Source organism: Cyanobium sp. Candia 9D4 (assembly GCF_024346155.1).
Classification (GTDB): Bacteria; Cyanobacteriota; Cyanobacteriia; order PCC-6307; family Cyanobiaceae; genus Cyanobium; species Cyanobium minutissimum.
In genome coordinates this window covers 835,966-851,376 of sequence record NZ_JAGQCK010000001.1, presented here as the reverse complement: position 1 = coordinate 851,376, position 15,411 = coordinate 835,966, and the positions used below count along the sequence as shown (strand labels likewise).

The window sequence follows — 15,411 nt, the reverse complement described above, 5'->3', positions numbered from 1 at the left end:
ACGGAAGACGGTATCGAGATCTCCCCGATGGTGCCGGCTCAGTCTGGAATCACGCCGAGCTGCTGAAGCATTCCGTAGGTATCCACGATGATCCAGTCTTCCTCGATCCTGCCGTTCGCGATGCGGTAGATCGCCTGGCCGGCCACGCAGATGCGCCTGTTGGTCGGTGGAATTCCGTTGAATTCCCCTTGGTGGGTTCCTTCGGCCGACCAGCGCAGTGACACGCGGTCTGCTTCTGCGAACAGATCGTGCACCTGCATGTGAAGGTCGGGAAACGCAGCGACGAGGGCTCCGATGTAGGCCTTGGCGGCCTCGGGTCCGTTCGCCAGATGGGGAGCCGATGGGTCGTTCATGGTGAAGTTGTCCGAGCAAAGCTCGTCGATCACGGCGAAATTGCGCCCATTCCACCCTTCCATGATGAGTCGACGGACGAGATGCTTGTTCGCTTCTGACATGGGGCTGTACTCCTTAGGGAAGTGGACATGCGGCTTTCCGCTTGGCGGAAGAACGGTCAACCGCTCAGACGCTTGTGGTTTCGATCGGCATGATGGGCATCACCGTTCCATGTCTGGAGGATCCAGTTTCTTCCTGAAGATCACGCGGTCTTCCCCTTCCCCGTCATAGCCCACAGCAACGGGTACGCCGTCGACCTTGACATCAGATTCAAGGAACGAAAATCCCATGCGACGGTGGAATTCAATCGAGTTGCGATTGACCGGAGACGTCACGCCATGCACAGTGCGACAGCCAAGCGAGGCGGCCCTGGCAAAGAAGCGCCCATAGAGGAGGCGTCCCAACCCCTCTCCCCGTCGTGCCGGATGGACACCGAGAAAATGGACATAGGCCTGGTCCGGATAGGTCTGCGACACGAACCCGATGAGGAACGCCACGATCTGACCATCAACGACGGCGGTGAAGCTGGTGGACTGGAAGTGGACGAAGAAGAGTCTGGGCAGCATGTCGGCCATTGGCCGGCCACCCCACCATGCATCAACGACCGAGATGATCGGGTGATAGTCGCCCGGCCCTATCTGGCGGATGACAACGTCGTTCATCGCTTCCCCCTCAGCAGACAATAGGCTCGACAGCCGCGTTAAGCCGCCCGAGCAGGTGTGAATGGCTTAGCCACCTGAGGAGATTGACAGAATGGGCCTGAAGCGGCAACGCGCTTAGGACCATCGCTGGTCAGGTTGAGCGAGGTGTTAGGCGTCATTTCGTACGATTTTGTCCCAGTCTAAAGAACAATCGGGCGAGTAGAATGGTTCCAACGATACAGTTCGCGACAAGCACAAGGTAGAAGAGGAGGAGGACAAGGAACCAGACAGGGTGATTGAGAACTGGATCGTGCTACTAGCGGGACCAAAGTTTCTGCCAGGGCTGTTTATCTGCCCCGTTGTGACGAAGCGGTAGAGGCCAAAGACAAACCCTGCACAAGTTGCTGTGAATACGGGGACAAGAACAATCCTGCCGATCCATATCGCCCATTTCTTGTATCCAGGCATTGGGACAGGCCTTGGGTGTTCTATCGGATTCATGGTGCTTGCTGCTTCTACGGGGTCTCGAAGATGGTGGTTCAAACAGAAGTCAGGGGATCTCGCGTTTCGTGGTGTCTGCATTGCTACTGTTCTTGGCGGTGGCTCAATAGCAGCGGACCTTGTGGGGCCTAACGCGCAGGATCATCGGTGGGAAGGAGCCCTCTGCAAGCGAGCGATGCCGCTGCTCCCGTCAGCTGATCTTGATGTTGGGCTGCAGAAGTTCAACTTAAGTCCAGAGAAACTCAAGCACTGTGGTGTTGAATTCATCTGCATACTCAAGATATGGCAAATGGCCGCATTCCTCAAATACCTTCAATTGGGAATCAGGAATTCGATTCCTTGCGATTTCAGCGTGACTCACTGGGAATGCTCGATCTTGCCTCCCCCACAGAATAAGAGTTGAAGCCTTCTTGAGCGCAAGCATGCCGCCCACAGAGCCTGCAACCAGGGTGGAATGAGACAATCCAACCACGTCCATGAAGCGGATAATGAACTGAGTGACATCGTCAAGACCATACGTTGCACTCGGCTTGTCAGTCTTGCCTGATCCAGCCCAATCCAGTGTATAAGCCTGATGGCGTTCAGCCATTGAAAAGACATTCTTGTACCAATAGTCAACTGCGCCCCCCTGGCCGTGAATAAACAGAACCGATGAGTCTATAGTGCCCAAACACCAATATCTCGTGCTAACCCCATCAACATCAACGTACTTATCCTCCGGCAAGATGATGGCCATGATTAGTTTGGTGAGTGTCGACATGGGTCAGCAGCTTAGGCAAAGCAGATGACTCATGGCTGGAATCCGACTCCTCCAGAGTCTCGTGGGTCATGGCTTTATCTCTGATGTGGCCGTCAGCCCAGTTGCCGATGAATGACAGGATGAGGCTCTCGAGAAGAGAGAAAGGAATTCCCTTCGGCTGCAGAACCGTTGATGGTTCGCTAAGACTGCTTGTCTTGAGGGTCTTGATTTCTGTTGTTATCTTGTGACTTGCCTAAGACGTAGCCAGCCATTGTCCCTAGCAATCCAAATGCTGGAGCAATCTGTTGACTTGAGTACCCTGCAACAATGAAGAATACTGCTGAGTTGATAATGAGGACAACCGTGAATAATCTTATTGCCTGTTCGGGTGTTTTCAGTCCTTTCGCAATGACTGTTGCGACGATAAGAACAATCAGGCTGTAGCCAAGTGCCGCCCCACTCATGATCATTGTCTCGCGAGGAGTCCAGCTATTGCTTACTTCCGTTGTTGACTCACTAGTGGCAGAATTGAACTTGGCTTCTGTGTTCTCACTCAAGATCTTATCTATGCTCTTGAGAGCTTCATCCGCGCTTGTGCCTGCGACTTGTTCCTGTGTGGTCGCAGTGCTGGATGGATTCGTCATCTGGCAAGACTCCTCAATGCAGCACGAGCTTCCCTCAGTGCTTCCTTGTACTGAGAGCAGCTACATGTCTTTGTCGGTCCGCTGGAAAAGCCGGCAGCTTGAGGGACCAAATGAAAGCTCTCACTTCCAGTTGCGACATGATCTGATGAGGGACAGGAAAGCTGCTCTAGACTCATTTCGGCAGAGGCACTTAGTTCATCAATTCGTTGTACGCTTTGCTCCACACCTGAAGAATCACTGCTGCATATGCCAAGACCTGTGCCAGCGGCAAATGCAAGTGCGCCAAGTTGTCCAAGCCGTAGGTTAATGAGCTCCATGGCTTCTCTGGACAAGCAGGGTTCAGCTGCAGCAGGCTGAGATATGGCGACCAAGAATGTGATGAATAAACCTAGCCAAGGCGTACATTGTCTGTACATGTATGGAGTGTCTATGTGCAGCATCTTTTTATTCAACTTACCTCGTCGTCAACCGAAGAACTGTCGCAATAAAACGTAATGGCTGGTGGGGCGTTCTTTCGTTGTCAGGACTTGCGATCTGGAGCTGGCAATCGTCGGCGGGCTTGAAGTTGGTAACCAGATCCGGAACTTCAAAGGTCAGTCCGTTGTAATGACACGGTAAGTTGTGCTTGCTACAGATTCGCGATTCACACACTGCCTTGGCAAGATTGCGACAAGCCACTTTCCTTTCTGCATTCTGTGTCTGGCCTTTGTCCTGAATGCGCTGCCATCTAGAGCTTTCTTGTCTGTCTCTGGTCATTCTTAATAGCGTATGCAACCGCGATGTTCTTGGCATTGTCGGTACTGTCTCTGGATCGGCTCTGAAGACGTCTGGCTTTGCGCTGAGGGGCATCACTTGGCGAAAACCTAATCGAACCCCGCATGACCTGCGCCAAAACACGATGATTGGAGCCGGGACACCCCGAGGCCGGTTGATCTGCAGAACGAGCGTCAACGACTTCGGCGCCTTTGCTCCTGGCAGAAGCGCCAAGGGCTTGCGCGACCTGTGTGTCGCGTTGGAGCCTGATAGAAACCTAGCGTATTCTTCGTTGGATTCCGTGAACGATGCTCGGCCTGAGCCCATTCCGTGAACTACCGCACAACTCCATCCGCTATCGCCAATAACCGCTTTGGCACCATGCTTTGAACCTCGCCGGACCGTAGCCGTGGCTCACGGACCGGTGAACCCTCAAGTCTCCAGCAACATCTTCGAGAGATTCGGCAGGCCCGCCCCCTGGTGGTAGCGGTCCCGTTGCAGGTCGGTGCAGTGCTCCAGCAGGATCCGCTTCACCCGGTCGGGATAGCCGATGAATTCGGTGCGCACCGACAGGAAGGCGGCCAGCAACCCGGAGATGTGAGGCGCCGCCATGCTGGTGCCGGAAAGTGCCACGTAAAGCTCATCGAGGCTCTTGCCTTTGTCCCGGCTGGGGCTGCGTTTGGGGTCGCTGCTGCTGCGGCAGGAGAGGATCTTTTCTCCCGGACCCACCACATCGGGCTTGAGGCGGCCATCGGCGGTGGGACCGCGTGAGGAGAAGTAGGAGGTGCCGTAGCGGTGCGGCAGCGTCGGGTGCACAGAGCCCACGGCGATCGCCTCATCCAGGTTGGCCGGATCGCCGATCGAGAGATCAAACGAGCGGGTGGCGCTGAAGCCGTCCACCACGATGTCGCCGCTGCCTTCGTTGCCCGCCGCCAGCACCACCAGCACCCCCTGGCGCACCAGCCGCAGCAGGGAGGCGCACAGCGGTGAATCGCCGCAACCGAAGCTGGCCGGGTCGAACGGTCCCCCCAGGCTCAGGTTCACCCCCTGGATCGCCAGGCGCCGTCCCTCCTGGTTCTGCTTCCAGATGTGGTCGATCGCCTTGATGATCCAGGCGTCGTAGCCGCCGCCGTTATCGGCCAGCACCTTGTAGCTCACGATCCGGGCCCGGGGGGCCATGGCCAGCAGGTCGGGGCCGCCCTCGCTGCCCACCGACAGCAACCCGCCGGCGATGATCCCCGCCACATGGGTGCCATGGCCGTTGGCGTCGTTGCCACTGCCCTTCTGCACCGGCCCCCGCGCGGTGCAGTTCCACTCGGCGGCGATCGTTCCGTCCGGGGCGAAGGTGTTGTTGTGGAAATGGGGATGGTGCCGGTCGATGCCGGTGTCGAGCACGGCCCAGGTGATGCCCTGGCCGCAGGCGTTGTAGCCCAGCTGGGCGGTGCGGGCCTGCACGGTGTGGATCGAATCGTGCATCAGCGCCTTCTTGCGGCTGTTGCTGAACATCCGGTACACCGCCGGTGTGGTGGCGCCGTACTGGCGGCTCATCGCCCCCGCCAGGGTCTCCACTTCGGCCCGGGTCAGGTTCACCGCCACGTAGCGATCCAGCTGGTCCTCCAGGAACACCGTCTCGGCGGTGATCGGACCCTGCAGCACATGCGCCTGGATCCACGCCAGCACCGCTTCGCGGGCCTTCTGCAACGAATCGCCCCCCTCCGGCGTCGCCGTCGAGCGATCCGCCAGTTCGATCAGCACCGGCACCCGCGCCGTGGCCTCCACATCCAGGGCATCGGCCAGGCTGCGGGCCACCGTCATCGGACTCACCGGCTGGAAGCGGGAGCGATCCAGTGCCGCCATCACCGTCTCCTGGGTCGACTGGCGCGACAGATAGCGGCTGGCGGAATGGGCCTTGCTGGGTGGCCACACCACCCCCGGGATCCGTTCATCGATGATCTTCGGCTTGCCGGCGGCGCTGTACTCGTCGGCCAGGCTCTGGTCGAGGCAGACGATGTCGCCGTCCTGGGCGATGTTCACCCAGCGCTTCACACCGGCCGGGATCGGCAGCTTCTGGCCGTGCCACTTCTGCAGCACGTCGGTCACCTGGGGCAGCCCCAGCGGTGAGCCGATGGTGACGTACAGATCCACCTCCAGGCTGGCGCCCAGTTCCATCAGCGCCTGGTACGTGACCATGCTCCCCTGGCTGTGGCCGACCACCACGAAGGGGCCGCCGCCGGTGCTGACCCGCTCCTTCACGGTCTGCACCATCCGCTGGCGCTTCGTCCCGTTGAACAGGAAATCGTTCACATCCGCCAGAAAGGCCTGGGTGAACATCGCCGTCACCGGGCTCCACAGCCCCTTGGCCTCCACCGACAGCGTCGCCGGGCCCCCCATCGGCGCCCCCCGCTGGGCCGCCGTCTGGGCGGCCGCCTCCAGCTGCGCCGTCAGGGCGTCCACGAAGGCCTGCGATTCCGCCGGCGCGTCGCTCTCCTGGATCGAGGCGGCCAGCAGCCCCTGCGCCTCCGGCCGCAGCGTCGCCCGGTCCTCGCCCAGGGCCCGGGTGGAGAGGCCCGCCGTCTCCGGGTAGCGCTCCCGGTCGACCCAGTAGGCCATGCGGGTGCGCTCCCCCTGGTCGGCACCGAAGAGGGCCCGGTCCCACTCCGAGCGCAGGACCCCCTCGGGGGGCATGTTGGAGATGCCGTGGCAGTAGATCACCGTGCGGGCCTGCCCCCGCGCGGCCGGGGTGCTGGCGCTGCCGGTGGCGGCGGCTTTCTTCGGGGCGGTCATGGCGGCGCGGAGAAGAAGGGAACCACCCCCCGCCCTAGCCAGCCAGGACGACGCCGGACCACGGCCCGCCGCCGGTGTCATCGTTCTTGAGGCCGCCCCCGCCCATGACCCTGCTCCTCACCGTGCTGGCTCTGGTCGTGCTGGCGGACCTGCTGCTGCTGGTGGTGCTGCTGCCCTCAGTGCTGATCCGTCTGCTGCTGGTGCCCCTGTGCCCGCAGGTGATCTGGTGCGGCCCGGGCCGGCAGAAGACGCTGGCCCTCACCATCGACGACGGTCCCAGCCCCGGATCGGAGGCCCTGCTGGCCCTGCTGCGGGAGCTCGAGGTGCCGACCACCTTCTTTCTGATCGGCTCCCACCTGGAGCGCGACCCCCGCTTTCCCCGCCGGGCCCTGCAGCAGGGCCACGATCTCGGCAACCACCTCTGGAGTGACGCGTCCGCCGCCGCCGTTCCGCCGGCGGTGTTCCAGCAGCTGCTGAGCGACACCGAACGGGTGATCGCCCGGGCCGCTGCCCCCGCCAGACTGCGCTGGCGCTGGTTTCGCCCCGGGCAGGGCTGGTTTCGCAGGGCCATGCTCGAAACCCTCGCGGCCCGGCGCTACCGCCTGGTGCTGGGCTCGATCTTTCCCTGGGACACCCTGCGGCCGCCCCTCTGGTTCGTGCGCCTGTTCGTGCACCTCAATGCCCACCCCGGCGGGATCCTGGTGCTGCACGACACCCCTGACCTGAGCGGCCGCACCCTGGAGAGCCTGCGCTGCCTCATCCCCGACCTGCGCCGCCGCGGCTACCGCTTCGTGCCCCTGCTGGAGCTGCTCGATCCTGCCCCCTGATCCGCCCCCCGCCGGCGGCCGTGGGGCCTACGATCCGGGCCGTCCGCCCCCTGGGGAATGCGCTTCAGCAGCCTGCTCACCCGGATCGGCGCCGTGCAGGACGGCAGCCCGCGGCACTTGGCAGGGGATCCGGAGATCACGGGCGCCGAAGCGCTGGATCGCGCCGGCCCCGGCCAGCTGGCCTTCCTTGAACCCGGCAACGCCCTGGCGGCCGCCCTCTCCGCCAGCGGTGCCGCCGCCCTGCTGCTGCCCCTCGATGCAGAAATCCAGCAGCTGGCCAGCGAGCGCGGCCTGGCCTGGGTGGCCCTCAAGGATCCCCGCCTCGGCTTCGCCCAGGCGCTCGGGGCCCTGCATCCCCCCACCCCGAAGCCCCCGGGGGTTCACCCCAGCGCCGTGGTGGACCCGGGGGCGACCGTGGCCGCCGATGCCCATGTGGGGGCCCATGGGGTGGTCGGCGCCGGCAGCGTCGTGGCCTCAGGCTGCGTGCTCCATCCCGGCGTCGTTCTCTATGAGGACGTGCAGCTCGGCGAGGGCTGCGAGATCCACGCCAACGCCGTGCTCCATCCCGGCAGCCGTCTCGGGGCGGGGTGCGTGGTCCAGTCCCAGGCGGTGATCGGTGCCGAGGGCTTCGGTTTCGTGCCCACCGCTTCGGGCTGGGTGAAGATGCCCCAGACCGGCCGGGTGGTGCTCGAGGACGGCGTCGAGGTGGGCTGCGGCTCCACGATCGACCGCCCCTCCGTCGGCGAGACCCGCATCGGTGCCGGCACCAAGATCGACAACCTCGTCCACGTCGGCCATGGCGTGGTCACAGGGAAAGGCTGCGCCTTGGCGGCCCAGGTGGGCATCGCCGGCGGCGCCATTCTCGGCAACGGCGTCATCCTCGCCGGCCAGGTGGGGGTGGCCAACCGGGCCGTGATCGGCGACCGGGCCATCGCCTCCTCCAAGTCCGGCATCCACGGCGAGATCGCCGCCGGTGAGGTGGTCAGCGGCTACCCCGCCATCCCCAACCGGCTCTGGCTGCGCTGCTCCGCCGTCTTCAACAAGCTGCCCGAGATGGCCCGCACCCTGCGGCAGCTGCAGAAGTAGCCTCGCCTGCTGAGCGGCCCCCCCTCGCGATGACCAGCTACAGGATCACCCTGCTCGCGGGGGACGGCATCGGTCCGGAGATCACCGCAGTGGCCCGCACCCTGCTGGAGGCGGTGAGCGGCCGCCACGGCTTCAGCCTCACGTTCGATCCGCAGCCTGTCGGCGGTGCCGCCATCGACGCCACCGGCGAGCCCCTGCCCGCCGCCACCCTGGAGGCCTGCCGGGCCTCCGATGCGGTGCTCCTCGCCGCCATCGGCGCCCCCCGCTTCGACGCCCTGCCCCGGGAGCAGCGTCCCGAGAGCGGCCTGCTGGCCCTGCGCTCCGGCCTGGGGCTGTTCGCCAACCTGCGGCCTGTGAAGATCATCCCGGCCCTGGCCGGCGCCAGCAGCCTGCGCCCCGAGGTGATCGAAGGGGTGGACCTGCTGGTGGTGCGCGAACTCATCGGCGGCATCTACTTCGGCACCCCCAAGGGGCGCATCGAGGTGGATGGCGGCGTGCGCGCCTTCAACACGATGGTGTACGCCGATCACGAGGTCGACCGGATCGCCCGGGTGGGCTTCCGCCTGGCGGCGGCCCGCCGCGGCCGCCTCTGCTCGGTCGACAAGGCCAACGTGCTCGATGTCAGCCAGCTGTGGCGCGACCGTGTGGAGGCGATCCACGCCGAGTTCCCCGCCGTCGAGCTCAGCCACATGTACGTCGACAACGCCGCCATGCAGCTTGTGCGCGAGCCGCGCCAGTTCGACGTGCTCCTCACCAGCAATCTTTTCGGCGACATCCTCTCGGATGAGGCCGCCATGCTCACCGGTTCGATCGGCATGCTCCCCTCGGCCTCCCTCGGCTCCGGCGGCCCGGGCCTGTTCGAGCCGGTGCACGGCTCCGCCCCCGACATCGCCGGCCAGGACAAGGCCAACCCCATCGCCATGGTGCTGTCGGCCGCCATGCTGCTGCGGGTGGGCCTGCAGCAGGAGGCCGCTGCCGCAAACCTCGAGACCGCCGTCGACCGGGTGCTGGCCGCCGGCTACCGCACCGGCGACCTGCTGATGTCCGACGGCTGCACCCGGGTGGGCTGCCAGGCCATGGGCGAGCAGCTGCTGGCGGCCCTGCCCGGCTGATCGCCCCCTTCCGGTAACGGCTGGGGGGGGAGCGGACCGGCGACCTGCCAAACTCACAGCCTCTCAACCCCCCTGCGTCGATGTCGAAGCGTCACCCGGTCGTGGCTGTCACCGGTTCCTCGGGAGCGGGAACCAGCACCGTCAAACGGGCCTTCGAGCACATCTTCTCCCGCGAGGGCATTATCCCGGCGGTGGTGGAAGGCGACAGCTTCCACCGCTTCGAGCGGGGCCCCATGAAGCAGGCGATGGCCGAGGCCCAGGCCCGCGGCGAGAACTTCTCCCACTTCGGCCCCGAGGCCAACATCTTCGACAAGCTCGAGGAGCTGTTCCGCACCTACGGCGAGACCGGCAGCGGCAACCGCCGCTACTACCTCCACTCGGTGGAGGAGGCGGCCGAGCACAACGCCCGCCTCGGCACCAGCCTCGAGCCCGGCCAGTTCACCCCCTGGGAGCCCATCCCCAGCGATACCCACCTCCTCTTCTATGAGGGCCTCCACGGTGGTGTGGTGGGTGACGGCTACGACGTTGCCTCCCTGGTGGATCTGCTGATCGGCGTGGTGCCGATCGCCAACTTGGAGTGGATCCAGAAGATCTCCCGCGACAACGCCGAGCGGGGCTACTCGGCCGAGGCGATCGTCGACACGATCCTGCGCCGCATGCCCGACTACATCAATCACATCTGCCCCCAGTTCAGCCGCACGGACATCAACTTTCAGCGGGTGCCCACGGTGGACACCTCCAACCCCTTCATCTGCCGCAACATCCCCAGCCCGGACGAGAGCTTCGTCATCATCCACTTCCGCAAGGGCGCCCGTGAGAAGTGGGGCATCGACTTCTCCTACCTGCTGCGCATGATCCACGATTCCTTCATGTCCAGCCCCACCAGCATCGTGGTGAACGGCGGCAAGATGGGCTTCGCCATGGAGATCATCCTCACGCCGATCATCCACAAGATGATCGAGGAGAAGAAGAACCTCCACTGAGCAGCTCGGCTGAAGATCGCTCTCTCGATCTTCCTTTCGGCCCTAAGATCCCCCGAAAGGAATCGGTGAATCCCATCACCGCCCAGCCCCCCACCATCCACCCGTCCGGGCCCGGCAGCTCCCCGTCCGGAAGCCCCTCCTTCCTGATCAGGGGCGGGGAGTCCTCGGCCTCCCCGCCCGTCGGTGCCCTGCGCCTCGATCGCATCAACAGCGCCGAACTGCTGCGCTGTTCGCGCCGGGTCTACTTCCGCTTCCTCGAGGCCTGCCCCACCGCCCCCGAACCGCTGGGGGTGGTGCTGCTCGGTGCCGGCCCCCAGGGACGGGTGGTGTTCGAGCTGCCCATCCTCCTGCCGGACGAACAGTTTGTGCCGATGGAGCTGCTGCGCCCCCGCTCGGCCCGGGGCCGCAGTGCCCGCGGGGGATCCAGCCGCCCGCTGCCATGAGTTCCGTCGCCCTGCTGGCCCCCACCGCCGCCCTGCCCCTGCTGGCCCCCCTCGTGGCCCTGGTCGGCGCCTGCATCGGCAGCTTCCTGAACGTGGTGGTCTGGCGGCTGCCGCGGGAGGAGTCGCTGGTGTTCCCCGGCAGCCACTGCCCCCGCTGTGGCGCCTCCCTGGCCTGGTTCGAGAACGTGCCGCTGCTCAGCTGGCTGCTGCTGCGCGGCCGCTGCCGCCATTGCCAGGCGCCGATCGCCGTGCGCTACCCGCTGGTGGAGCTGCTCACCGCCGGCCTCTGGGTGGCCATGCTCTTCGCCCGCCCCGCCGCCATGGGCCCCGACCCCAGTCCCTGGCTGCTGCTGGCGGCCGGCTGGCTGCTGGCCAGCTGGCTGCTGCCCCTGGCCCTGATCGACCTGGACAGCCTCTGGCTGCCCGAACCCCTCTGCCGCTGGGGGGTGCTGCTCGGCCTGGCGGTCACCGCCGGCGTCGGCTTCCCGCAGGGGGCCGAGGTGGGCCGGGAGCTGCTGTTCTCCCACCTGCTGGCGGTGGCCGCCGGCCTGCTGGGTTTCGAGGCCCTCAGCGCCCTGGCCGAGAAGGCCATGGGCCGGCCGGCCCTGGGCCTGGGGGACGCCAAGCTGGCCGCCCTGATGGGGGCCTGGCTCGGACCCCTGGGCCTGGGGCTGGCGGTCAGCCTGTCGGTGCTCGGCGGTGCCCTGATCGGGGGCATCGCCCGCCTCAGCGGCCGTCTCGGCCGCCAGCAGCCTTTCCCCTTCGGCCCCTTTCTCGCCGCCGCCGCCCTGGCGGTCTGGATCGGCGGCCACGGCCCCTGGCTGCGCCTCTGGGGCCTGGGTCTTTAATGGCCCCAGGTCTCCGTTCCCCGTCGCCGCCGTCGCCCCATGTCCCTGTTCGACTGGTTCGCCGATCGCCGCAAGAACGCCCCCGCCGTCCGGGCCAGCAAGGGCCCTGAGGCCGACGAGGGGGATGGCCTCTGGAGCAAGTGTGCGGAATGCGGCCTGGTGGTCTACCGCAAGGACCTGATCGCCAACGCCAGCGTCTGCAAGGGCTGCGGCCACCACCACCGCATCGACAGCGCCGAGCGCATCCGCCTGATCGCCGATGAGGGCAGCTTCGAGCCCATCGATGCCGACCTCGCCCCCACCGACCCCCTCGCCTTCAAGGACCGCCGCAGCTACGCCGACCGGCTGCGCGACAGCCAGCGGGCCACGGGCCTGCGGGATGCGGTGGTCACGGGCCTCTGCCGCCTGGAGGGCATGCCCCTGGCCCTGGGGGTGATGGACTTCCGCTTCATGGGCGGCTCCATGGGCTCGGTGGTGGGCGAGAAGCTCACCCGCCTGGTGGAGCTGGCCACCGCCCGCCGCTATCCGCTGCTGATCGTCTGCGCCTCCGGCGGCGCCCGCATGCAGGAAGGGATGCTGAGCCTGGTGCAGATGGCCAAGGTATCCGGCGCCCTGCAGCGCCACCGCAGCGCCGAGTTGCTTTACCTGCCTCTGCTCACCCATCCCACCACCGGCGGGGTCACCGCCAGCTTCGCCATGCTCGGCGACCTGATCCTGGCCGAACCCAAGGCGATGATCGCCTTCGCCGGCCGTCGGGTGATCGAGCAGACCCTCGGCGAGAAGCTGCCTGAGGGCTTCCAGACTGCCGAATACCTCCAGGACCACGGCTTCGTCGACACGATCGTGCCCCGGCCCCAGCTGCGCGGCACCCTCTCCACCCTGCTGCGGCTGCACGGCAGCCTGCGGCCGGCCGTGTCCGTGGTGCCATGAGCGGTGTCATGAGAGGTGGCCGCACTCCTGTTGCCGCCGCCCTGCTGACGGTGCTGCTGCTGCTGGGCTGCTGGCTGGCGGGTCCCGTCGCCTCCATGGCCGGCCCAGTCGACTGGCAGGAGGTGGAGGCCGGCCCTGAAGGCCGTCAGTGGTGGGATGCCGGCAGCCTCCGCTTCGATCGCGACGGCCGCCTCTCGGTGCTGAGCCGCTTCCAGCCGGCCGCCGCCGCCGATGCGCCCGAGGACGCCCGTCCCCCCGTCGGCCAGCTGTATGTGATGCAGCTCGACTGCGACGAGGAGCTTTACCGCGACACCGCCGTCAACGGCCTGCCCCGCTGGGGCGCCACCTGGCAGCCGGCCGCCGGCGACAACCTCACGATCCGCGTGCTGCACGCCGCCTGCGACGCCGCCCGCCGGCCCCGGGAGAGCGATGCGACGGCCTGAGGCGCCCCTGCGGGTCGCCGTCGCCGGCCTCGGCTTCGGTGAGAAGGTGATCCTGCCGGCCCTGCGGGACGCCCCGCTCACCGAGCCGGTGGCCCTCTGGCACCCCCGGGCGGAGCGGGCCGCCGCCGCGGGCCAGGCGGCGGAGCTGCCCGCCTTCCACGATTTCGCCGCCCTCCTGGCCGATCCCGCCGTGGAGGCGGTGGTGATCGCCACGCCGCCGGAGCCCCGTTTCGACCTGGCCCGCACGGCCCTGGAGGCGGGCAAGCACCTGTTCCTGGAGAAGCCGGTGGCCCTCCATGCCGGCCAGGTGGAAGAGCTGCAGCGCCTCGCCATCGCCCGGGGCCTGGTGGTGGCGGTCGACTTCGAATACCGGGCCGTGCCCCATGTGCAGCAGCTGGCCGCCCTGCTCGAGGCGGGGGTGCTGGGGGATCCCTGGCTGGTGACGTTCGACTGGCTGATGTCCAGCCGCGCCGATCCGAGCCGCCCCTGGAGCTGGTACTCCCAGGCGGCGGCCGGCGGCGGCGTGCTCGGCGCCCTGGGCACCCACGCCTTCGACACCCTCCACTGGCTGATCGGTCCCAGCCGGGGGCTCACCGCCCGGCTCAGCACCGCCATCGGCGAGCGCCCCATCCCCGGCTCCGGCGCCATGGGGGTGGTGGACGCCGAGGACAGCGCCCTGATCCAGCTCGACCTCGAGGACCGGCGCGGTCGGGCCGTGCCCGCCCAGCTCGCCCTCTCCTCGGTGGCCCGGGCGGGCCGGGGCTACTGGATCGAGCTCTATGGCAGCGAGGCCACCCTGGTGCTGGGTTCGAGCAACCAGGCCGACTACGTCCACGGCATGCAGCTGTGGATGGCCCGCCCCGGCGAGGCCCTGCGGCCCGTGGCCGCCGATCCGGCCCTGGCCTACGGCCGCACCTGGGAGGACGGCCGGATCGCGCCGGTGCGCCGGCTGCTGGGCTGGTGGTCCCAGGCGGTGCGGCAGCGGCGTCCGATGCTCCCGGGCCTGTCGGAGGCGGTGGCCAGCCAGCGGTGCTGCGACTGGGCCCGCCAGGGAGCAGGAACCCTGGAGGGCATCCCCTAGACTCCCCGGCAGACCCGGCGGGACGACCCCGCCAGCCGTCCTTCGATCACGGTTCTCCACAACCGTACCCACCCCAATACCGCGAGATTTCCCATGGCGCTCGTACCGCTTCGCCTGCTGCTGGATCACGCCGCAGAAAACGGCTACGGCATTCCTGCCTTCAACGTCAACAACCTGGAGCAGGTGCAGTCGATCATGGAGGCTGCCTACGAGACCGACAGCCCGGTGATCCTGCAGGCCTCCCGCGGAGCCCGTCAGTACGCCGGCGAAAGCTTCCTGCGCCACCTGATCCTGGCCGCGGTGGAAACCTATCCCGACATCCCGGTGGTGATGCACCAGGACCACGGCAACAGCCCCGCCACCTGCTATGGCGCCGCCGCCAACGGTTTCACCTCGGTGATGATGGACGGCTCCCTCGAGGCCGACGCCAAGACCCCCGCCAGCTACGACTACAACGTGGCCGTCACCAAGGAAGTGGTGGATGTGGCCCACGCCATCGGTGTGAGCGTGGAAGGCGAACTGGGCTGCCTGGGTTCCCTGGAGACCGGCAAGGGTGAGGCTGAGGACGGCCACGGTTTCGAAGGCGCCCTCGACCACTCCCAGCTGCTCACCGACCCCGCCGAGGCGGCCGACTTCGTCGCCAAGACCAAGGTCGACGCCCTGGCCATCGCCATCGGCACCAGCCACGGCGCCTACAAGTTCACCCGTAAGCCCACCGGTGAGGTGCTGGCCATCTCCCGGATCGCCGAGATCCACAAGGCCATCCCCAACACCCACCTGGTGATGCACGGCTCCAGTTCCGTTCCCCAGGAATGGCTGGACATGATCAACAAGTACGGCGGCGCCATCCCCGAGACCTACGGCGTCCCCGTTGAGGAGATCCAGGAAGGCATCCGCAACGGCGTGCGCAAGATCAACATCGACACCGACAACCGCCTCGCCTTCACCGCCGCCGTGAGGGAAGCCGCCGCCAAGGATCCCGCCAACTTCGATCCCCGCCACTTCAACAAGCCCGCCCGGGCCTACATGAAGAAGGTCTGCCTGGATCGTTACCAGCAGTTCTGGTGTGCCGGCAACGCCAGCAAGATCAAGCAGCGCGACATCAACTACTACGCCACCCTCTACGCCAAGGGTGCCCTCGATCCCAAGACCGCCGTGGCCGCCTGATCGGCGTTTCCCCAGCGATCACCCAACGATCCATCG

At 66.3% G+C, this 15,411-nt stretch carries 15 protein-coding genes; 10 read left to right on the top strand and 5 right to left on the bottom strand.

Annotated features, from left to right (window positions below):
- Positions 1-38 precede the first annotated feature (38 nt).
- From KBZ08_RS04230 to KBZ08_RS04210, 5 genes are all read right to left on the bottom strand, one after another.
- Positions 39-455, bottom strand: coding sequence for an ester cyclase (locus KBZ08_RS04230; RefSeq protein ID WP_106220139.1), 417 nt, complete (start codon positions 453-455; stop codon positions 39-41).
- A 99-nt stretch (positions 456-554) separates the two neighbouring features.
- The gene (locus KBZ08_RS04225; RefSeq protein WP_254971563.1) at positions 555-1,055 is read right to left on the bottom strand and encodes a GNAT family N-acetyltransferase; all 501 of its coding nucleotides are present in this window, start codon (positions 1,053-1,055) and stop codon (positions 555-557) included.
- Positions 1,056-1,761: 706 nt separating this feature from the next.
- The gene (locus KBZ08_RS04220; RefSeq protein ID WP_254971561.1) at positions 1,762-2,295 is read right to left on the bottom strand and encodes an alpha/beta fold hydrolase; all 534 of its coding nucleotides are present in this window, start codon (positions 2,293-2,295) and stop codon (positions 1,762-1,764) included.
- A 179-nt stretch (positions 2,296-2,474) separates the two neighbouring features.
- The gene (locus KBZ08_RS04215; RefSeq protein ID WP_254971558.1) at positions 2,475-2,918 is read right to left on the bottom strand and encodes a hypothetical protein; all 444 of its coding nucleotides are present in this window, start codon (positions 2,916-2,918) and stop codon (positions 2,475-2,477) included.
- 1,185 nt (positions 2,919-4,103) lie between these two features.
- Entirely contained in the window at positions 4,104-6,455 is a 2,352-nt protein-coding gene (locus KBZ08_RS04210; RefSeq protein WP_254971556.1) for a S8 family peptidase, read from the bottom strand.
- A gap of 104 nt (positions 6,456-6,559) precedes the next feature.
- On the opposite strand from KBZ08_RS04210, the gene KBZ08_RS04205 reads away from it, so the two are divergent.
- From KBZ08_RS04205 to fba, 10 genes are all read left to right on the top strand, one after another.
- Positions 6,560-7,282 carry a polysaccharide deacetylase family protein gene (locus KBZ08_RS04205; RefSeq protein ID WP_254971553.1) on the top strand — a complete coding sequence of 241 codons (723 nt, stop codon included), beginning with the start codon at positions 6,560-6,562 and terminating at the stop codon, positions 7,280-7,282.
- Between the two features lie 57 nt (positions 7,283-7,339).
- Complete coding sequence (gene lpxD, locus KBZ08_RS04200) at positions 7,340-8,368, top strand: UDP-3-O-(3-hydroxymyristoyl)glucosamine N-acyltransferase (protein ID WP_254971551.1); 1,029 nt, start codon at positions 7,340-7,342, stop codon at positions 8,366-8,368.
- A 29-nt stretch (positions 8,369-8,397) separates the two neighbouring features.
- Entirely contained in the window at positions 8,398-9,480 is a 1,083-nt protein-coding gene (leuB, locus tag KBZ08_RS04195) for a 3-isopropylmalate dehydrogenase (RefSeq protein WP_106220134.1), read from the top strand.
- Between the two features lie 80 nt (positions 9,481-9,560).
- Positions 9,561-10,463 (top strand): phosphoribulokinase, encoded by a 903-nt coding sequence (locus tag KBZ08_RS04190; RefSeq protein WP_106220133.1) that lies wholly within the window; start codon positions 9,561-9,563, stop codon positions 10,461-10,463.
- 65 nt (positions 10,464-10,528) lie between these two features.
- Complete coding sequence (locus KBZ08_RS04185) at positions 10,529-10,906, top strand: hypothetical protein (RefSeq protein ID WP_219903951.1); 378 nt, start codon at positions 10,529-10,531, stop codon at positions 10,904-10,906.
- On the top strand, positions 10,903-11,754 hold the full coding sequence (locus tag KBZ08_RS04180; RefSeq protein ID WP_254971547.1) for an A24 family peptidase: 852 nt from the start codon (positions 10,903-10,905) through the stop codon (positions 11,752-11,754). Before KBZ08_RS04185 ends, KBZ08_RS04180 begins: the two co-directional genes overlap by 4 nt.
- Before the next feature lie 39 nt (positions 11,755-11,793).
- Positions 11,794-12,684 (top strand): acetyl-CoA carboxylase, carboxyltransferase subunit beta, encoded by an 891-nt coding sequence (gene accD / locus KBZ08_RS04175; RefSeq protein WP_106220131.1) that lies wholly within the window; start codon positions 11,794-11,796, stop codon positions 12,682-12,684.
- The gene (locus KBZ08_RS04170; RefSeq protein WP_254971545.1) at positions 12,681-13,127 is read left to right on the top strand and encodes a hypothetical protein; all 447 of its coding nucleotides are present in this window, start codon (positions 12,681-12,683) and stop codon (positions 13,125-13,127) included. The genes accD and KBZ08_RS04170 overlap by 4 nt, the downstream gene beginning before the upstream one ends.
- Positions 13,114-14,208 carry a Gfo/Idh/MocA family protein gene (locus KBZ08_RS04165; RefSeq protein ID WP_106220130.1) on the top strand — a complete coding sequence of 365 codons (1,095 nt, stop codon included), beginning with the start codon at positions 13,114-13,116 and terminating at the stop codon, positions 14,206-14,208. The genes KBZ08_RS04170 and KBZ08_RS04165 overlap by 14 nt, the downstream gene beginning before the upstream one ends.
- 93 nt (positions 14,209-14,301) lie before the next feature.
- Entirely contained in the window at positions 14,302-15,375 is a 1,074-nt protein-coding gene (gene fba / locus KBZ08_RS04160; RefSeq protein ID WP_254971542.1) for a class II fructose-bisphosphate aldolase, read from the top strand.
- Positions 15,376-15,411 lie beyond the last annotated feature (36 nt).

Coding starts and splice junctions, on each gene's coding strand:
- KBZ08_RS04230 (WP_106220139.1), bottom strand. CDS start 455: ATGTCAGAAGCGAACAAGCATCTCGTCCGTCGACTCATCATGGAAGGG.
- KBZ08_RS04225 (WP_254971563.1), bottom strand. CDS start 1,055: ATGAACGACGTTGTCATCCGCCAGATAGGGCCGGGCGACTATCACCCG.
- KBZ08_RS04220 (WP_254971561.1), bottom strand. CDS start 2,295: ATGTCGACACTCACCAAACTAATCATGGCCATCATCTTGCCGGAGGAT.
- KBZ08_RS04215 (WP_254971558.1), bottom strand. CDS start 2,918: ATGACGAATCCATCCAGCACTGCGACCACACAGGAACAAGTCGCAGGC.
- KBZ08_RS04210 (WP_254971556.1), bottom strand. CDS start 6,455: ATGACCGCCCCGAAGAAAGCCGCCGCCACCGGCAGCGCCAGCACCCCG.
- KBZ08_RS04205 (WP_254971553.1), top strand. CDS start 6,560: ATGACCCTGCTCCTCACCGTGCTGGCTCTGGTCGTGCTGGCGGACCTG.
- lpxD (WP_254971551.1), top strand. CDS start 7,340: ATGCGCTTCAGCAGCCTGCTCACCCGGATCGGCGCCGTGCAGGACGGC.
- leuB (WP_106220134.1), top strand. CDS start 8,398: ATGACCAGCTACAGGATCACCCTGCTCGCGGGGGACGGCATCGGTCCG.
- KBZ08_RS04190 (WP_106220133.1), top strand. CDS start 9,561: ATGTCGAAGCGTCACCCGGTCGTGGCTGTCACCGGTTCCTCGGGAGCG.
- KBZ08_RS04180 (WP_254971547.1), top strand. CDS start 10,903: ATGAGTTCCGTCGCCCTGCTGGCCCCCACCGCCGCCCTGCCCCTGCTG.
- accD (WP_106220131.1), top strand. CDS start 11,794: ATGTCCCTGTTCGACTGGTTCGCCGATCGCCGCAAGAACGCCCCCGCC.
- KBZ08_RS04170 (WP_254971545.1), top strand. CDS start 12,681: ATGAGCGGTGTCATGAGAGGTGGCCGCACTCCTGTTGCCGCCGCCCTG.
- KBZ08_RS04165 (WP_106220130.1), top strand. CDS start 13,114: ATGCGACGGCCTGAGGCGCCCCTGCGGGTCGCCGTCGCCGGCCTCGGC.
- fba (WP_254971542.1), top strand. CDS start 14,302: ATGGCGCTCGTACCGCTTCGCCTGCTGCTGGATCACGCCGCAGAAAAC.